The organism is Cellulomonas soli (assembly GCF_052036975.1).
Taxonomy (GTDB): Bacteria; Actinomycetota; Actinomycetes; order Actinomycetales; family Cellulomonadaceae; genus Cellulomonas; species Cellulomonas soli_A.
Genome location: NZ_JBQIAR010000007.1, coordinates 69,475 through 87,376 on the forward strand (window position 1 = coordinate 69,475; position 17,902 = coordinate 87,376).

The following is a 17,902-nucleotide window of genomic DNA, read 5'->3' on the forward strand; positions in this document are numbered from 1 at the left end:
TGGCGGGACGGAGACGCCCGGGCCATGCTGCCGATGACGGCCCCACCGACGGGGTCGGCACCGCCGCCGTCCCCGGAGGGCCCCGATGACGTCTCCCACCCTGCTGCGCCCCGACCTGTCCAACTGGGACCCGGAGAACGAGGCGACCTGGGACAGCCGGATCGCCTGGCGCACGCTGTGGATCACCACGTACAACCTGATGCTGGCGTTCTGCGTCTGGTACCTGGTCAGCGCCATCGCGCCGCGGCTGAACCTCATCGGCTTCGACCTGACCAAGGGGCAGCTCTACTGGCTGGTCGCGCTGCCCGGTCTGGCCGGTGGGCTGTTCCGGATGATCTACATGTTCCTGCCGCCGATCACGGGTACCCGCACGCTGGTGGGCGGTTCCGCGACGCTGCTGCTGCTGCCGATGATCGGCTGGACGCTGGCCGTGCGGGACACCTCGACGCCGTACTCGGTGCTGCTGCTGCTCGCCGTCGCGTGCGGGGTCGGTGGCGGCGCGTTCTCCGGGTTCATGCCCTCCACCAGCTACTTCTTCCCCAAGCGGATGGCCGGCACGGCCCTGGGCCTGCAGGCCGGAATCGGCAACTTCGGCGTCAGCCTGATCCAGTTCCTGGTGCCGTGGGTCGTGGGCTTCGGCCTGCTGGGCGCCACGGCCCTCACGCCGCAGCAGACCACGGACGGCGAGAACATCTGGCTGCACAACGCGGGACTCGTGCTGATCCCCTGGGTGGTGCTGGGCATGGTCCTGGCCGCCGTGTACCTGCGCCGCGTGCCGGTGACCGCCAACTTCCGTGAGCAGCTGGACATCTTCCGGGAGAAGCACACCTGGTACATGACGGCCATCTACACGATGACCTTCGGTGCGTTCTCCGGGTTCGCCGCCCAGCTCGGCCTGATGATCCTCAACCTGTACGGCGGGTTCGAGGACGCACCCGACCCGCTGAAGTTCGCGTTCCTGGGCCCGCTGCTCGGCTCGTTGACCCGCGCGGCCTGGGGACCGCTGTGCGACCGGTTCGGCGGCGCGGTGTGGACCCTCGTCTCCGGCATCGGCATGACGGTCAGCACCGTGTTCACCGCGTTCTTCCTCACACCCGCCGCCGTGGGCGAGTTCACCTGGTTCCTGGTCGGCATGCTCGCCATCTTCACGTTCGCCGGCATCGGCAACGCCGGCACGTTCAAGCAGATGCCGATGATCTTCGACCGCCGGCGCGCCGGGGGCGTCATCGGGTTCACCGCGTCGGTCGCGGCGTTCGGCCCGTTCCTGGTCGGCATGGCCCTGTCGGTGTGGTCGCCGCTGGCGTTCTTCATCGGCTGCGCCGTGTACTTCGCCGGCTGCACCGCGCTGACCTGGGTGCAGTACGCCCGACCGGGCGCACCCAAGCCCAGCTGATCGCCCCCCGCCTGCCCCGTTCTCGTCCGTCCGATCGTGCAGACCCGGAGGTCCCCATGGCATCGACCGGCACGTCCCCCGCAGGGACCGACAACCGCGCGGTCGACGCGCTGCTGCGCCTGGGCTCGCACCTGCGCCGCGGCGAGGTGTCCGACGACCTGCGCTCGCTGTTCCTGCAGGGCGGACGCGAGGGCGATGCGTTCTACCGGGACCGCTGGTCGCACGACAAGGTCGTCCGCTCCACGCACGGCGTGAACTGCACGGGCTCGTGCTCGTGGAAGGTGTATGTCAAGGACGGCATCATCACGTGGGAGACGCAGCAGACCGACTACCCGTCGGTCGGCCCGGACTCCCCCGAGTACGAGCCGCGCGGGTGCCCCCGGGGCGCCGCGTTCAGCTGGTACACGTACTCCCCGACCCGGATCCGGTACCCGTACGTGCGCGGAGCCCTGCTGCGCGCGTACCGCGAGGCCAAGGCCCGCACCGGGGACCCCGTGACGGCCTGGGCGCAGCTGACCGCCGATCCCGAGGTGGCCCGCTCGTACAAGTCGGCGCGCGGCAAGGGCGGGCTGGTGCGCGCCTCCTGGGAGGAGGCCGCAGAGATCGTCGCGGCCGCGCACGTGCACACCATCAAGGCCTACGGGCCCGACCGCATCGCCGGGTTCTCCCCGATCCCGGCGATGTCGATGGTGTCGCACGGCGCGGGCGCACGGTTCGTGCAGATGCTCGGCGGCACGATGCTCTCGTTCTACGACTGGTACGCGGACCTGCCGGTCGCCTCGCCGCAGGTGTTCGGCGACCAGACGGACGTGCCGGAGTCGGCCGACTGGTGGAACGCCTCGTACCTGATGATGTGGGGCTCGAACGTGCCGGTGACCCGCACGCCAGACGCGCACTTCATGGCCGAGGCGCGCTACCGCGGGCAGAAGGTCATCACCGTCTCCCCCGACTACGCCGACAACACCAAGTTCGCCGACGAGTGGCTGGCCCCGCACCCCGGCACGGACGGCGCGCTGGCCATGGCCATGGGGCACGTGATCCTGCGCGAGTTCCTGGTGGAGCGGCGCACCGAGCGGTTCGCCGACTACATGACCCGGTACACCGACGCCCCGCACCTGGTGACGCTGCGCCGCCACGACGACGCGTGGGTGCCCGACAAGTTCCTCACCGCCGACGCGATCGACGGGCTCGGCGACGGGCGCGACCGCGCGTTCCAGACCGTCGTGCTCGACGGTGACGGCGTGCCGCACGTGCCCAACGGGACGCTCGGCCACCGGTTCGACCCGGCGAAGGCCGGCACGTGGAACCTCGACCTGGGCGATCTGGCACCCGTGCTGTCGATCGCGGACCTGACGACCGGTGCCGCGGCGGCCCGCGTCGAGGGCGTGGCCGTCGACCTGGCCCGGTTCGACGTGGCCCCGCAGGCCGGCGAGGAGCACACCGGCGGTGCGGGGGTGGTGCGCCGCGGCGTGCCCACCGTGCGTGTCGGGGACCGTGTCGTGACCACCGTGTTCGACCTGATGCTCGCCCAGTACGGGGTCGGCCGCGACGGGCTGCCCGGCACGTGGCCGACCGGCTACGACGACGCGTCCTCCCCCGGCACGCCCGCCTGGCAGGAGGAGATCACCTCGGTGCCCGCCGCCGCGGCCACGCGGATCGGGCGGGAGTTCGCGCAGAACGCCGAGGACTCCGGCGGGCGCTCGATGATCCTCATGGGCGCCGGCACGAACCACTGGTTCCACTCCGACACCATCTACCGCACGTTCCTCGCACTGGTCACCATGACCGGCTGCCAGGGCGTCAACGGCGGGGGCTGGGCGCACTACGTGGGCCAGGAGAAGTGCCGGCCGGTGACGGGCTGGGCGCAGTACGCCGGTGGGCTCGACTGGGCCCGTCCGCCGCGCCAGATGATCGGCACGGCGTTCTGGTACCTGGGCACCGACCAGTGGCGCTACGACGGCCTCGCCGCCGACCAGCTCGCCTCACCCCTGGCCAAGGGCCTGTTCGCCGGGCGCACCACCGCCGACTGCCTCGTGGAGTCCGCCAAGCGCGGCTGGATGCCGTCGTACCCGACGTTCGACCGCAACCCGCTGGACCTGGTCGACGAGGCCCGGGCGGCCGGGGTCGACCCCGCGGCGCACGTCGTCTCCGAGCTGGAGGCGGGCCGGCTGCACTACGCGTGCGAGGACCCGGACGACCCGGCGAACTTCCCGCGCGTGCTGACCGTGTGGCGGGCGAACATCCTGGGCTCGTCGGGCAAGGGCAACGAGTACTTCCTGCGGCACCTGCTGGGCACCGACTCGGCGGTGCGCGCCGAGGAGTCCGGACCGGACCGCCGGCCGGTGTCGATGACCTGGCGGGACGAGGCACCGCGCGGCAAGCTCGACCTGCTGGTCACCAGCGACTTCCGGATGACCTCGACCACGCTGTTCAGCGACGTCGTGCTGCCGGCGGCCACCTGGTACGAGAAGGACGACCTGTCGAGCACGGACATGCACCCGTTCGTGCACGCGTTCAGCCCGGCGATCGCCCCGCCGTGGCAGACCCGCACCGACTTCGACATCTTCGCCGCGCTGGCCCGGTCGGTGACCGACCTGGCCGTCGACCACCTCGGGGCGCGCAGCGACCTGGTCGCCGTGCCCCTGCTGCACGACACCCCCGACGAGCTGGCGACGCCGCACGGCACGGTCGTCGACGGCGCCGCCCAGGTGCCCGGTCTGACGATGCCCAAGCTGGTCGTGGTCGAGCGGGACTACACGACGTTCGCCGACCGGTTCGGCGCGCTCGGCCCGCTGACCGCGAGCGCCGGCATGCTCACCAAGGGTGTGCCGTTCATGCCGGACGTCGAGGTCGCCGAGCTGGCCCGGCTCAACGGTGTGGTCGCGGAGGGTTCGGCGGCCGGTCGGCCGCGGCTGACCACGGCCCGGCACGTGTGCGAGACGATCCTGGCGCTGTCGGGCACCACCAACGGCCGGCTGGCGGTGCAAGGGTTCGAGAAGGTCGAGGAGCGCACGGGCACCGAGCTGGCCTCGCTCGCGCGCGACCACCAGGGCAAGCGGATCACGTTCCCGGACGTGCAGGCGCGGCCCGTGCCGGTGATCACCAGCCCGGAGTGGTCGGGTTCGGAGCACGGTGGGAGGCGGTACTCGGCGTTCACGATCAACGTCGAGCACCTCAAGCCGTGGCACACGCTCACGGGCCGTCAGCACTTCTACCTGGACCACGACTGGATGGGTGAGCTCGGCGAGAACCTGCCGGTGTACCGCCCGCCGCTGGACATGCACCGGCTGTTCGGCGACGCCCGGGTGGGGTCGACCGACCCGACGGGGACGCCCGGGTCCGAGGGTCACGCCGAGGTCGCGGTGCGCTACCTCACGCCGCACTCGAAGTGGTCGATCCACTCCGAGTACCAGGACAACCTGTTCATGCTGTCGCTGTCGCGCGGCGGTCCGACCATCTGGATGTCCCCGCAGGACGCCAGGACGATCGGTGTGCGGGACAACGACTGGATCGAGGCGTACAACCGCAACGGCGTGGTCGTGGCCCGGGCGATCGTCTCGCACCGCATGCCCGCCGGGACGGTGTTCATGTACCACGCGAAGGACCGCACGGTGGACGTGCCCCGGTCGGAGACCTCGGGCCTGCGCGGCGGCATCCACAACTCGTTGACCCGCGTGCTGCTCAAGCCCAGCCACCTGGTCGGCGGGTACGCGCAGCTGTCGTACGCGTTCAACTACCTGGGCCCCACCGGCAACCAGCGCGACGAGGTCACCACGATCCGTCGTCGTGCGCAGGAGGTGACGTACTAGTGCGAGTCATGGCGCAGATGGCGATGGTGATGAACCTCGACAAGTGCATCGGCTGCCACACGTGCTCGGTCACGTGCAAGCAGGCGTGGACGAACCGCACCGGCGTGGAGTACGTCTGGTTCAACAACGTGGAGACGCGCCCCGGCGTGGGCTACCCGCGCACGTACGAGGACCAGGAGCGCTGGGGCGGCGGCTGGGTGCGCAACAAGCGCGGCCGGCTCAAGCTGCGCTCGGGCGGCCGGTTCACCAAGCTGACGCACATCTTCTCCAACCCGACGCTGCCGGAGATCAGCGACTACTACGAGCCGTGGACGTACGACTACGACGTGCTGCTGTCGGCCCCGCAGGGTGAGCACACGCCCGTGGCCCGGCCCAAGTCGCTGCTGACCGGCGACGACATGCAGATCAAGTGGTCCGCCAACTGGGACGACAACCTGGGCGGCTCGGGCGAGACGATGGCCGACGACCCGATCCTGGCGGGGATGAGCCAGAAGGTGCAGGCCGAGTTCGAGCAGGCCTTCATGTTCTACCTGCCGCGCATCTGCGAGCACTGCCTGAACCCGTCGTGCGTGGCCTCGTGCCCGTCGGGTGCCATGTACAAGCGCGCCGAGGACGGCATCGTGCTGGTCGACCAGGACGCGTGCCGGGGTTGGCGCATGTGCGTGTCGGGCTGCCCGTACAAGAAGGTCTACTTCAACCACAAGACCGGCAAGGCCGAGAAGTGCACCATGTGCTACCCGCGCCTGGAGGTCGGGCTGCCGACGGTGTGCTCCGAGACGTGCGTGGGTCGGCTGCGCTACCTGGGCCTGGTGCTGTACGACGCCGACAAGGTGCTCGAGGCTGCCAGCGTCGAGGACCCGACCGAGCTGTTGGATGCTCAGCGCTCGGTGCTGCTCGACCCGAACGACCCGGCCGTGGTCGACGCCGCGACCGCCTCGGGCATCCCGCGCGACTGGGTGACCGCGGCGCAGCGCTCACCGGTGTGGGCGCTGATCTCGACGTACCAGGTTGCCCTGCCGCTGCACCCGGAGTACCGGACGATGCCGATGGTCTGGTACGTGCCGCCGCTGTCCCCCGTGGTCGACGTGGTCACCGGGTCGGGCAACGACGGCGAGGATGCGCGGACGCTGTTCGCCGCGATCGACAAGTTGCGCATCCCGGTGGAGTACCTGGCCGGGCTGTTCACGGCCGGTGACACCGCGCCGGTCACGGGCGTGCTGCAGCGGCTGGCCGCGATGCGCGCGCACATGCGCAACGTGAACCTGGGTGTCGAGCAGGACCCGCGGATCGCCGCGGCTGTCGGCATGGACGGTGCGCAGATCGAGGCCATGTACCGGCTGCTGGCGATCGCCAAGTACGAGGACCGGTACGTGATCCCTGCCGCGCACGCCGAGACGGCCCGGCACCTGGAGGAGATCGCCAGCGGCTGCTCGTTGGACACCGACGGGGGGCCCGGCATGGGTGGCCCCGGACCGTTCGGCTCGTCCGGCGGCCACCCCGAACGGGCGACCGTGGAGACGTTCCACGCGCTGAAGAACCGGCAGACCGCCGACCGCCCGGCCGGTGCGGACACGCCCTCCCGGGTGAACCTGCTCAACTGGGACGGCAACGGGGCACCCCCGGGGCTGTTCCCGCCGCCGCCCGGGCAGCCGGGCTACGGCGCAGGTCCGGACGCACCGGACGGGGGGCACTGATGGCCCGCCGCGAGTCGTTGCCGTTCCTGCACCCCGTGCGCGTCGACACCGGGCAGCGCGCGGTCGCGCACATGGCCGCCGCGCTGCTGCTGGACTACCCCACGTCGGCGACGCACGAGCAGGGTGACCTGCTGCGCACGGCTACCGCCGCGCTGCCCCGACCGGTCGCCGAGGCGTTCGGCCGGTTCCTCGCCGAGCCGTGGTCGTTGGCCGAGCAGCAGGCGCACTACGTGCAAACGTTCGACCTGAAGCGCCGGTGCGCGCTGTACCTGACCTACTACTCCTCGGGTGACACCCGGCGGCGCGGCATGGCGCTGGTGACGTTCGTCGAGGCGTACCGGGCGTGCGGCTGGGAACCGCGCGAGGACGAGCTGCCCGACTACCTGCCCACGGCCCTGGAGCTGTCGGCCCGTGACCCGGGCCCGATCGCCGACGCGCTGCTGGGCACGCACCGGGACGGCATCGAGGTGCTGCGCTCGGCCCTGCACTCGGTGCCCAGCCCGTACGCGCACCTGCTCGACGCGGTGTGCCTGACCCTGCCGGCCGTGAACGACGCCACGGCGGAGCGGTTCAGCGCGCTCGTGCAGGCCGGACCGCCCTCGGAGATGGTCGGGCTGTCCGCGCCGCTGCTGCCCTTCCCGACCGTCCGGGACGCGGAGGTCCCCGCATGAGCACCCTCGACACGCTGCTCTGGGTCGTCCTGCCGTACATCGCGCTGGCCGTCTTCGTCGTCGGGCACCTGTGGCGCTACCGGTACGACCGGTTCGGCTGGACCACCCGCTCGTCGCAGGTCTACGAGTCCCGTCTGCTCCGGGCCGGCTCGCCCATGTTCCACCTCGGCATCCTCATGGTGATCGGCGGGCACGTCGTCGGCCTGCTGATCCCCCGGGGCTGGCTCGAGGCCATCGGCGTGAGCGAGCACGCGTACCACCTGGTCGCGACGTGGGCCGGCTCGATCGCCGCGGTGCTCACGCTGGCCGGGCTGGCGATCCTCGTCTACCGGCGGCGCACGGTCGGCCCGGTGTTCCTGGCCACGACCCGCACCGACAAGCTCATGTACGTGGTGCTGGGCGGCACGCTGCTGCTGGGCACCATCGCCACGGTGCTGTTCCAGGTGTTCGGCGGCGGCTACGACTACCGCGGCTCCATCTCCCCGTGGATCCGCGGCATCCTCACGTTCCGGCCCGACGCCTCGCTCATGGCCGGCGTGCCCGGGTTCTTCCAGGCGCACGTGGTGGCCGCGATGCTGCTGTTCGCCCTGTGGCCGTTCACCCGGCTCGTGCACGTGTTCTCGGCCCCGCTGGGCTACGTCGTGCGGCCGTACATCGTCTACCGCACGCGTGACGAACGCATCGGCTCGCGGGCCGTGCGGCCCGGCTGGGAGCGCGCCGAACGCCCCGGAACGACGAGCGGGCGGCACTGACCCACCACGACCATCGACCCCCGGGTCGCCCCGTGCTCGATGCGCGGGGGACCACCCACCACCCCCTCCAGGAGGAACGCTGTGCCCACCGAACCCGTCGAGATCCTGACCGCCGCCCCGCACGCCGAGCCCGCCGCCCACACGTGCGGCTGCGGCGGCCACGACGAGGCCGACCCGGTCCTCGATGTGCGCACCATCCCGCACGCGATCCGCCACGCCACCGTGTTCGGCGCGTACGGCGCCATCCCGGCGGGCGGCTCACTCGTGCTGGTCGCCCCGCACGCCCCGCTGCCGCTGATCGCCCAGCTCGAGGCCCGGGAGCCCGTCGTGGTGACCTGGCTCGAGGAGGGCCCGGAGGCCTGGACGGTCCGGCTGACCCGTCCCGCGCCCTGACGGTGACGCCCCGGCGGCCCCTCGGGGACCGGCCGGCGAACATCACATGACGTCTTGCCCCAGGGGCTCGTCGCACACCGCGGCGGGCCCCTGGGCGTTCCTAGCCTGACGGGGTGACCATCCCCACGGCCGCCGCCGAGTCTGCGCCCGCCGACGTCGCGCCGTCCGCGCCCCCGACCGTCGACGCCGCGGCAGCGCCGGGCACGACCACCCCCGGCGCGACCTCCGAGGCGCGTCGTCGCCCGGGGCAGATCGCCGCCTGGGCGGCCTGGGACTGGGGTTCGGCGGCGTTCAACGCGGTCATCACCACGTTCGTCTTCACCCGGTGGCTCACCTCCGACGCGTTCGTCGACCCCGCCCTGGTCTCGGCAGCGGGGATCGAGGGTGCCGACGGCGGTCCGTCGACCGACGCGGTCGCCGCGGTCCTGGCGACGCACTCCGCCTGGCTGGGTTGGGGCCTGACCGCCGCGGGGGCGCTCATCGCGCTGGTCGCTCCCGTCGTCGGTGCCCGCGCGGACGCCGCCGGTCGCCACCTGCGCCGGCTCGGTCGCCTGACGGCCGTGACCGTAGTGCTCTGCGCGGCGATGTTCCTGGTGCGCCCCGCACCGGACGCCCTGGCGGCGAACGTGCTGCTCGGCCTGACGCTGCTGGCGCTGGCCAACGTGGCGTTCGAGCTCGCCTCGGTGCACTACAACGCGCTGCTGCCCACGATCGCCTCGGGCCGCACGCTGGGGCGGGTCAGCGGGCTGGGCTGGGGTGCGGGCTACCTCGGTGGGATCGTCCTGCTGCTCGTGCTCTTCGTCGGGTTCATCAACCCCGACGTCGGCTGGTTCGGCGTCACCGGCGAGGACGGGCTCGACGTGCGCGTGTCCGTGCTGGTCGCCGCCGGGTGGTTCGCGCTGTTCGCCACGCCGGTGCTGCTGGCGCTGCCGGACTCCCCCGCCTCGACGACCCCGCGCCCGGGTGTGGTGGCCTCGTACCGGGCCCTGGCCCGTGATGTCACCGGGCTGTGGCGCGAGGCGCGCGGCACCCTGCTGTTCCTGCTGGCCAGCGCCGTGTACCGCGACGGGCTGGCCGGTGTGTTCACGTTCGGTGCCGTGATCGCCTCGGGCACGTTCGGGTTCGACGCCTCGCAGGTGGTGCTGTTCGCCATCGCCGCCAACGTGGTCGCCGGGGTGTCGACCGTGCTGGCCGGGTTCCTCGACGACCGTGTCGGGCCGAAGGCCGTCATCGTGGCGTCCCTGGTCGGCCTGCTGGGCACCGGGGTCGCGCTGTTCGTGCTGCACGACGCGGGTCAGGGCGCGTTCTGGGTGGGCGGGCTGGCCCTGTGCGCGTTCGTCGGCCCGGCGCAGTCCTCCAGCCGGTCGCTGCTGGCGCGCCTGGCCCCGGCGGGGCGCACCAGCGAGATGTTCGGGCTGTACGCCACGACGGGTCGCGCGGCGAGCTTCCTAGCGCCGTTGGCGTTCTCGGTGGCCGTGACCGTGTCGGGATCGCAGCACTGGGGCATCCTGGGAATCATGGTGGTGCTCCTGGCCGGGCTGGTCGCACTGCTGCCGCTGCGCCTGAGTGGACCCGACGCGCCGCCGGCCGCACCGTCGGACCCCACCCAGGACGCACAGCGATGACCATGCCCTCTGCACACACCACCGGTGGCTGGGAGACGGACCGCCTGGTGCCCGACTGGCAGGCCCGCACCCTGACCTTGCGCCCGAGGGACGGGCAGCAGCCCGTGGCCACGCTGGTGCGCCGCACACCGATGGGCCCCGCGACGGCCGTCGCCGCGCTGCACGTTCACGGGTACAACGACTACGTGTTCCAGGCGCACGTCGCCGACGCCCTCACCGCACGCGGTGTCACGTTCTACGGCCTCGACCTGCGCCGCTGCGGCCGCTCAACACGCCCCGGTGACGTGCCGCACTACACCGACGACCTGACCGAGTACCACGAAGATCTCGAGGCGGCGGTGCGCCTGCTGCGCGAGGAGCTCGGGCACGAACGCGTCGTCCTGGTCGGGCACTCCACCGGCGGCCTGTCCGCGAGCCTGTGGGCCGCGACCCCGACCGGCAGCGAGCTCGTCGACGCCCTGGTGCTGAACAGCCCGTGGCTCGACCTGGACGCCAGCTGGTTCGCCCGCGTCATCTCCACCCGCGCCCTGGACTTCTGGGCGCCACGCGACCCGTTGCGTGTGCTGGCCGACGGCCCCTCCGCCTACTCCCACCACCTGCACGTGCAGCACGGCGGACGGTGGGACTACGACCTGGCCCTCAAACCGCCGTCCGGCTTCCCCGTGCGGGCCGGCTGGTTGCGGGCGGTGCGACGCGGGCACGCCGACGTCGGGCGAGGACTCGACCTGCAGGTCCCGGTGCTGGTCTGCTCGGCCGGACGCTCCGGGCCCAACACCCCCGACAACCCCGATCTCGACGCGCAGGACACGATCCTGGACGTGCGGCGGATCGCCGCACGCGCCCCCGGACTCGGGCGCGACGTCACGTACGTGCCGGTGCCCGGCGGCATCCACGACCTGAGCCTGTCGGCGGCGCGTCCCCGCGAGACCTACCTGCGCACGATGCTGTCCTGGGTGGACGCGCAGGTCCCCGTACGGCGCTGAGTCGGTCCGCCGCCCCGCGCACCGTCATGACTAGGACGTCGGCGCAGGCGTCGGGTCGGGGGCCTCGAGCCCGGCGTCATCCCGCGCCTGGTCGAGCTCGACCTGGGTGATCGTCCAGCTGTCCCCGTCGCAGACGCGTGGACCCACCTGTGCCGCCACCACCCCGTCCGCTGTCGTCGCATGCAGCGTCCACTCCGTGCAGTCTCCCGGAATCCCCGGCAGGCCGAATGGGCCTGACTCCCCCGGATAGATCGTGTAGACCGGGGGCCCTGTCTCGACGCTGATGGCCAGCGCCTCGTCGGTGTCGTTGGCTATCGACATGCCCGCCTTCGGCGGGTCCCCGAGTCCGCAGCCGGCCAGGGCCAGCAGGCCGAGCACGGCAGCGGCAGCCGGATGCCTGATCTGCCGTGCGCGGGGCGCCGAAGGGACGGAACTCGGGGAAGTCACCAGGACCCGACTATGGCGAGGTCGGGGTCGCGGACGGCGTAGGGTCGGGCGCCTCGATCCCTGCATCCTCCCGGGCCTGGTCGAGTTCGGCCTGGGAGATCGTCCAACTGTCCCCGTCGCACACCGGAGGGCCGACCCGCGCCGCCACCACCCCGTCCGAGGTCGTGGCGTGCAACGTCCACTCGATGCACTCGCCTGCACCTCCACTCAGCCCGAAGCCCAGCGACTCACCCGAGTCGATCGTGTAGACCGGCGGGTTCGTCTCGACGCTGATGGCCAGAGTCTCGCCGGTGTCGTTGGTGATCGACATCCCCGCCCTCGGAGGGTCCCCGAGGCCGCAGCCGGCCAGTGCCAGCAGGCCGAGCACGGCAGCGGCAGCCGGATACCTGAGCTGCCGTGCGCGGGACGCCGAAGGGACGGAACTCGGGGAAGTCACCAGGACCCCGCTATGGCGAGGTCGGGGTCGCGAACGGCGTAGGGTCGGGCGCCTCGATCCCTGCATCTTCCCTGGCCTGGTCGAGCTCGGCCTGCGTGATCGTCCAGCTGTCCCCGTCGCACACCGGCGGGCCGACCTGCGCCGCCACCACCCCGTCCGCCGTCGTCGCGCGCAACTCCCACTCCGTGCAGTCGCCGGGAAGACCGTTCAAAGAGAAGCTGAGCGACTCCCCCGGGAAGATCGTGTAGATAGGGGGGCTAGTCCGGACACTGACGGCCAACTGCTCATTGGTGTCATTCGTGATCCCCATGCCGGCCTGCGGAGGGTCACCGAGCCCGCAGCCGGTAAGGGCCAGTAGACCGAGGAGCGCAACGCCTGCCGCGGGCGTTGCCCGACGGAATGCCAGAGCCTGTAGTCGTGCCATCGATGTACCGCCGATCATGAGGCGACCGGTCCGGGGTCCGGATCCGGGTCTGGTTCTGGTTCTGGACCTTCCGCGTCAACGCTGCTGACATAGGCGCCGTAGATGTAGAGGCCGTCGCTCACCGGTAGTTCGAAGGTGTTCACGCCGTCGTGCAGCGCACCCGCCGGGAGCAGATAGGTAGTCACCGCGATCGATCGCCACCGGGGCCCGTAGACCCAAAGGACTCGGCCATCGCTGGTCGACGCGGCACGGCCGACGGCAAGTTCCACGGGGGCGCCGTTGACCACGAGAGTGTCACTGGCACGGGCCGTCGAGTCCCAGGACACGATGTGAAGGCCCATGGCTCGGCGCCCCTCGGTGATCGAATTGCCCAGATCGATGCTCACCGTCGCGGTCGGGTCGACCGATGGCGACAGCGTCCGGCGCAGATCTGCCCCGAAGTTCACCCGATGATGCCGCAACGGGTATCCGTACTCGACCACCGTTTCCGTGGTGTTAGCGCGCGTGGCAATCGTGTAATTGAAGCCGACAGCACCCCGCCCGACACCCGCGCTGATGGACTGCGCGTCGTTGTTGGAGATGATCAGCGTCGCCCCGGGGCACGACGGGCTCAGGGTGGTGACCTGCTCGGCGTGCCCAGGCGTCACGGCCAGTTCGCGTCCCGCCCTCGGATAGCACAGGTTCGGGTAGTTCCCGAAGTACACGATCTGTGCGGTCAGGTCCTCCTGCTGCCCGCTGGTCGCGTCGATCGTGACGGAGAACGTGACCCCTTCGGGTGCGTACGTGGGCACGTCGAGGTCCAGGTAGTACGCCCCGCCAGCCTCGACCGATCCCGAGGCCCTGACCAACCGGTCCGGCTGCAGCGTGAGGGAAGCGTGGTCCGGGCGACGGTCGGTCTCCGCCAGACGGTCAGCCCATGCGCTCCGTTGCCGGTCCGTGTAGGTGAGGGTGCCGACGCTGTCGGTAGTGTCGATCGTGTAGTTGGCGCGATGGTAGGCCTGCACGACCGTGGACAGGTCGGTGCCGTACTCGTCCTGCACGACGTGGGCGATGGCGTCGATGGCCCGGGTCGACTCGTCCTCCTGCGCCTTCCAGGTCTCGGCGATGATCTGCGGCCCGTACAGCTGATCGAGATACTCGGCGAACAGGAACGACCCGTACTGCGGCTGCCGTCGGCTTGCGGCGCCGGGAAGGAACCTCGTCAGTGCTTCCGCAGGATGACCAAGGTGGTGCTCGAGCAGCCGCGAGTAGATGCCGGATGCACCCCTGAACCAGCTGGAAGTTGCGGGGCTGCCCTCCGCCCCCACTTCAGCCCGGTGGGCGCCCCACTCGGCCGTGGCCTCCAACCACCAGGCGGTCGTCGTGTTGCTCGCCGAGAGCGAGGCGTAGTCCGCACCGACCTGGACCAAGTTCGCGTACCGGTACTGGTACTGGTGGAACAACTCGTGACGCACCGTGTATACGGAGCTGCGCGTCTTGGTGTCCTTGCTCACGTAGACGAGCCCGACCTTGGGCACGGACAGGGCGGCGGGGATGTCGGCCACCAGCACGTCGACACGGCCGATCGGTTCGAAGCCCAGACTCCTGTAGGTGACGCCAGCCTGGAAGTAGGCAGCGGCGATCGCGTTGATCTCGTCCGGCACCCCGTCCGGACCACCGCCGCTCGCACCGTGGAGCAGGGTCATGTCAACGTCGTCGTCCGGGTCCACACCGTGGGTGGGGTCGCGGTCGCTCGTCGTGTAGTGGAACACCACCTTGGGGGTGACCAGGTGGCAGGGCAACTGCGCAGACGTGCTGGCGGTCAGCACCCGGGGCACGAGCCGCGTGCCCACGTCCTCACTGCACCAGCTGTAGGTCAGTGGTGCGGCGGGATCAGCCAGCACCCCCGTCAGACCGGTCGGCGCTACCGAAGTCAGCCCGCGCCAGACCGTGGCCGGATCGGTCGACGGCTCGGGCCCGGTGGTGGGCGCCGGCTCGGTGGTGGGCTCGGGCTCCGCCACCGGTTCCGGCTCGGGCGTCGGGGCAGGATCATCGCCCTGGTCAAGGCGCATGTCCTGAGCCTCGGCCCAGAACTGCTCGGTGAGCGCCTGGTCCTCCTCGGGTGTGAACGGGACACTCTCCTGTCCGCCCAGCACTGTCGTGAGGTAGTCGTTGAGCTCCTGCGCGACCGCTGGGTCCAGAGTGTCCATCATCGAGATGACGTCTAGCAGGACCACGTTCAGCTCCGGCGCGGCTACTCCCTCGGGCACCTGGTACCGCGCTGGCACTCGATCAGGCTCGAACCACCGATACAGCAGGTAGCGGGCGTAGTCCTCGCGGGAGAGAGCTCCGCTGTTCAGGTCGACCAACAGCCGGTCCTCAGCGGTCTCCAGCGCCCGGAACGACTCGCCTTCGAACCATGCGCTCGGTTCGACTCCAACACCCTCCGCCTGCGCCAGCACCGTGTACGCCTGGGTGCAGGTCTTCGCTGACACGCCACGACCCGTCCACGCAGATCGCATCACCATGCTCGTCAGCCACCAGAGCGAGCGTCCCGCTCTCCAACCGGTGACCGTCGTCGCCCACGACACCCAACCGCATGCTCAGGTCGCTCACGGGCGCCACCCAGGTACCCGCCTCCACGCACACCGACGCACCCACCGTCGGTTCTGGATCCGCGGCAACCTCCAGGCCGTCCTGCACGACCCCGCTGCCGTCCGTCATCGACGCCGACGTCGGTCGCGGCGCGCGCGGTACGTCCCTGACGAACTCCCAGGCCCGTGACCACTCGGACTGCCCGAACTGGTCGGCGACCCTGACCTGCCACCAATGCTCCCCGGGGCTCAGATCGTCGAACGGCACCGCCCAGGACGCCACCCCTTGCTCGTCCACCGTGCCGCGCCCCTCGGCTACCGCCGTCCCGGAGCCGACCGAGGTAACCCTGAAGTCCACGGCAACCGACATCCAAGTCCGGTCCACCTGCACGCTCAGTATCGGTTTCGATGCCTCCAGCACATCCCCCTCGGCCGGGGACGCCAACGCCGCATCGAGCGGGCTGTAAGCGACTTCGACACCGCTGTCCGCGCGGGCGCCGGGCTCGCGGTCGTCGAGGACAAGGCGGGACGTCGCCCAGTACAGGACGCCCGGCTGCAGGGGTTCGTCGACCTGCCAGTCCGTCTCCACGCACAGCTGGCCGTCCGCCGTGACCGGATTCGGGTAGAAGGGGGGACTACTCACCACGTGATCACCGGCGTCCGTCCAACCGCCGACCTCGACCACCATCCCGAGCCGGGCTATCTCACCCTCCACGCTCGCCGCATCCAGGCACGCTCGGGCGCGAACCACCGGCCGCTCCTCTCGCAGGACGAACACACTTCCGTCCTGGCCGACCAGAGGGTGCACCGTGACCGTCTGTGTGGAGGGCTGAGGCGAGAAGAGGGGCACCGTCGCAGTAAGGCATCCCAGCGCGGTGTCCTCACCTTCACCCACGTTCACCGCCGTGGCGCACACCGTGTGCTCGCCCACCGGCAGCGGCATCCGGACCTCCCACTGGTCCCAGTCAGACCCGACCCAGGCGTACTGAACTGTCCCACCGGAACTCACCTCAACCGCCCCTGCCGAATCGCCGAGGTTGATGTCCGTCGCCCAACCACTCACCCGCAGACCGCCCACCACGACGCCGTCGTCGTCGTAGATCTCCGGATCAGCAACCACCGAGGTGATCCTCCCGACCGGCGAGCCGTTCTCGGCCGCTGAGGCAGGCACAGGCACCAAGACTCCCAGCATGGCGAGGCCGACCGTGACAGCGCTCACCCGCTCGCGCCACCCGGCCCTGATCCGCCCAGACGTCAGCCCCGACAACCGACTACGTGCAGCCCCCACAGCGCCCCCTTGGTTCGTCTCCCAGGGCCGACAGTGACAGCCACCCGTGACCCACCGGGCACTCTTGACGACAGAGTCATCCGATCGGCTCAACCCCGGTCCGTCACCTGCGCCGGCCCGCTGCGGCGCGGGCTGGTTCACGCAGTCGGCGGCGGAGCGGCTGCAGGACCGCGACATGAGAAGGTCAAGGCATGGCCGAGGTGACGCATGCGCGCGTGGACGCGTGGTGCTGGGCGGTCCGGCTGTTCGCGACGCGGTCCGCCGCGGGTGCCGCCTGCCGGGCCGGGCACGTGCGGGTCAACGGGGAGCGCGCCAAGCCGGCCACCATGGTCGTGCCCGGTGACGAGGTGCACGTGCGCGGCGGCGAACGCGAGCGGATCGTCGTGGTGCAGCGCACCATCGTCAAGCGGGTGGGCGCACCGGTGGCCGTGACCTGCTACCTGGACCGTTCCCCTGCGCCGGTGCCCCGCGAGCAGGCGGTCGTCGCCGGGGTGCGTGACCGCGGCGCGGGTCGGCCGACCAAGCGCGAACGTCGGCAGATCGAGAAGCTCCGTGGCCACTGAACCCGTCCTCGACCCGCGCGTGCGGCTGCGGGCGGACTGCAGCCGGTGCGCGGCCCTGTGCTGCATCGCCCTGCCGTTCCACCGCTCGTCGGAGTTCGCGTTCGACAAGGCCGGCGGGCAGCCGTGCCGGAACCTGGCCGACGACTTCCGCTGCCGGGTGCATGCCGAGCTGCGACCGCTGGGCATGGCGGGGTGCACGACGTTCGACTGCCTGGGCGCCGGCCAGCACGTCACGCAGGTGGGTTTCGGTGGGCGCACGTGGCGTGAGGACCCCTCGATCGCCGCGACGATGTTCGGGGCGTTCGCGACGGTCCGCCGCCTGCACGAGCTGCTGTGGTACCTCGCGGACGCCGTGGACCGTGAGGCCACCGCCCCGCTGCACGGGGAGCTGCGCGAGGCGTCCGTCGATGTCGAACGGCTGGCCGCGCGCCCACCCGCCGACCTCGTCGAGGTCGACCAGGAGACCGCGGCGCGGGGCCGGGCGAGCGACGCCCTGCTGCGGCAGGCCAGCGTGCTGGTCCGGGCAGGGCACCCCACGGCACCCCGGCGGGCCGGCGCGGACCTGGTCGGGGCACGTCTGCGGGGTGCGGACCTGCGCGGCGCCGACCTGTCCGGTGCGTTGCTGCTCGGGGCGGACCTGCAGGGGGCGGACCTGCGTCTGGCCGACCTGCGGTACGCCGACCTGCGAGGGGCGGACCTGCGAGGCGCGGACCTGTCGGACTCGCTGTACGTGATCGGCCCGCAGCTGGCAGCGGCCCGGGGGGACGACCGGACGGCACTGCCGTCGACGATCGCGCGTCCCCCGCACTGGAGCTGACCGGCACCGACCGCAACCCACCCGGTCACGAACG

15 protein-coding genes are annotated in these 17,902 nt (G+C 71.3%); 10 read left to right on the forward strand and 5 right to left on the reverse strand.

Translation table 11 applies throughout. From position 1 onward, the window contains the following. Positions 1-85: 85 nt before the first annotated feature. The 8 genes from ACTHAM_RS09235 to ACTHAM_RS09270 all read left to right on the forward strand — a co-directional run bounded on the left by ACTHAM_RS09235 (position 86) and on the right by ACTHAM_RS09270 (position 11,320). On the forward strand, positions 86-1,393 hold the full coding sequence (locus ACTHAM_RS09235; protein ID WP_440686627.1) for an MFS transporter: 1,308 nt from the start codon (positions 86-88) through the stop codon (positions 1,391-1,393). A 56-nt stretch (positions 1,394-1,449) separates the two neighbouring features. Further along, positions 1,450-5,202, forward strand: coding sequence for a nitrate reductase subunit alpha (locus ACTHAM_RS09240; RefSeq protein WP_440686629.1), 3,753 nt, complete (start codon positions 1,450-1,452; stop codon positions 5,200-5,202). Next, positions 5,202-6,896 (forward strand): nitrate reductase subunit beta, encoded by a 1,695-nt coding sequence (gene narH, locus ACTHAM_RS09245; RefSeq protein WP_440686631.1) that lies wholly within the window; start codon positions 5,202-5,204, stop codon positions 6,894-6,896. The genes ACTHAM_RS09240 and narH overlap by 1 nt, the downstream gene beginning before the upstream one ends. Beyond that, positions 6,896-7,567 (forward strand): nitrate reductase molybdenum cofactor assembly chaperone, encoded by a 672-nt coding sequence (narJ, locus tag ACTHAM_RS09250; protein WP_440686633.1) that lies wholly within the window; start codon positions 6,896-6,898, stop codon positions 7,565-7,567. The genes narH and narJ overlap by 1 nt, the downstream gene beginning before the upstream one ends. Next, the gene (gene narI / locus ACTHAM_RS09255; RefSeq protein ID WP_440686635.1) at positions 7,564-8,319 is read left to right on the forward strand and encodes a respiratory nitrate reductase subunit gamma; all 756 of its coding nucleotides are present in this window, start codon (positions 7,564-7,566) and stop codon (positions 8,317-8,319) included. Before narJ ends, narI begins: the two co-directional genes overlap by 4 nt. An 81-nt stretch (positions 8,320-8,400) precedes the next feature. Beyond that, positions 8,401-8,712, forward strand: coding sequence for a DUF2249 domain-containing protein (locus ACTHAM_RS09260; RefSeq protein WP_440686637.1), 312 nt, complete (start codon positions 8,401-8,403; stop codon positions 8,710-8,712). Positions 8,713-8,825: 113 nt separating this feature from the next. Beyond that, positions 8,826-10,337, forward strand: a complete 1,512-nt coding sequence (locus tag ACTHAM_RS09265) for an MFS transporter (RefSeq protein ID WP_440686639.1) — start codon at positions 8,826-8,828, stop codon at positions 10,335-10,337. Between the two features lie 2 nt (positions 10,338-10,339). Continuing rightward, complete coding sequence (locus tag ACTHAM_RS09270) at positions 10,340-11,320, forward strand: alpha/beta hydrolase (RefSeq protein ID WP_440686641.1); 981 nt, start codon at positions 10,340-10,342, stop codon at positions 11,318-11,320. Between the two features lie 30 nt (positions 11,321-11,350). Here ACTHAM_RS09270 and ACTHAM_RS09275 read toward each other — a convergent pair whose 3' ends face one another. The 5 genes from ACTHAM_RS09275 to ACTHAM_RS09295 all read right to left on the reverse strand — a co-directional run bounded on the left by ACTHAM_RS09275 (position 11,351) and on the right by ACTHAM_RS09295 (position 16,419). Continuing rightward, positions 11,351-11,698, reverse strand: coding sequence for a hypothetical protein (locus ACTHAM_RS09275; protein ID WP_440686643.1), 348 nt, complete (start codon positions 11,696-11,698; stop codon positions 11,351-11,353). A 79-nt stretch (positions 11,699-11,777) separates the two neighbouring features. Further along, the gene (locus tag ACTHAM_RS09280) at positions 11,778-12,077 is read right to left on the reverse strand and encodes a hypothetical protein (RefSeq protein ID WP_440686645.1); all 300 of its coding nucleotides are present in this window, start codon (positions 12,075-12,077) and stop codon (positions 11,778-11,780) included. A gap of 136 nt (positions 12,078-12,213) precedes the next feature. Continuing rightward, the gene (locus ACTHAM_RS09285; RefSeq protein WP_440686647.1) at positions 12,214-12,513 is read right to left on the reverse strand and encodes a hypothetical protein; all 300 of its coding nucleotides are present in this window, start codon (positions 12,511-12,513) and stop codon (positions 12,214-12,216) included. 128 nt (positions 12,514-12,641) lie between these two features. After that, positions 12,642-15,101, reverse strand: a complete 2,460-nt coding sequence (locus tag ACTHAM_RS09290) for a hypothetical protein (RefSeq protein WP_440686649.1) — start codon at positions 15,099-15,101, stop codon at positions 12,642-12,644. Further along, the gene (locus ACTHAM_RS09295; protein ID WP_440686650.1) at positions 14,986-16,419 is read right to left on the reverse strand and encodes a hypothetical protein; all 1,434 of its coding nucleotides are present in this window, start codon (positions 16,417-16,419) and stop codon (positions 14,986-14,988) included. The genes ACTHAM_RS09290 and ACTHAM_RS09295 overlap by 116 nt, the downstream gene beginning before the upstream one ends. Positions 16,420-16,679: 260 nt before the next feature. On the opposite strand from ACTHAM_RS09295, the gene ACTHAM_RS09300 reads away from it, so the two are divergent. Further along, the gene (locus ACTHAM_RS09300) at positions 16,680-17,051 is read left to right on the forward strand and encodes an RNA-binding S4 domain-containing protein (protein WP_440686652.1); all 372 of its coding nucleotides are present in this window, start codon (positions 16,680-16,682) and stop codon (positions 17,049-17,051) included. Then, complete coding sequence (locus tag ACTHAM_RS09305; RefSeq protein WP_440686654.1) at positions 17,041-17,868, forward strand: pentapeptide repeat-containing protein; 828 nt, start codon at positions 17,041-17,043, stop codon at positions 17,866-17,868. Before ACTHAM_RS09300 ends, ACTHAM_RS09305 begins: the two co-directional genes overlap by 11 nt. The last annotated feature ends 34 nt before the right edge of the window (positions 17,869-17,902 follow it).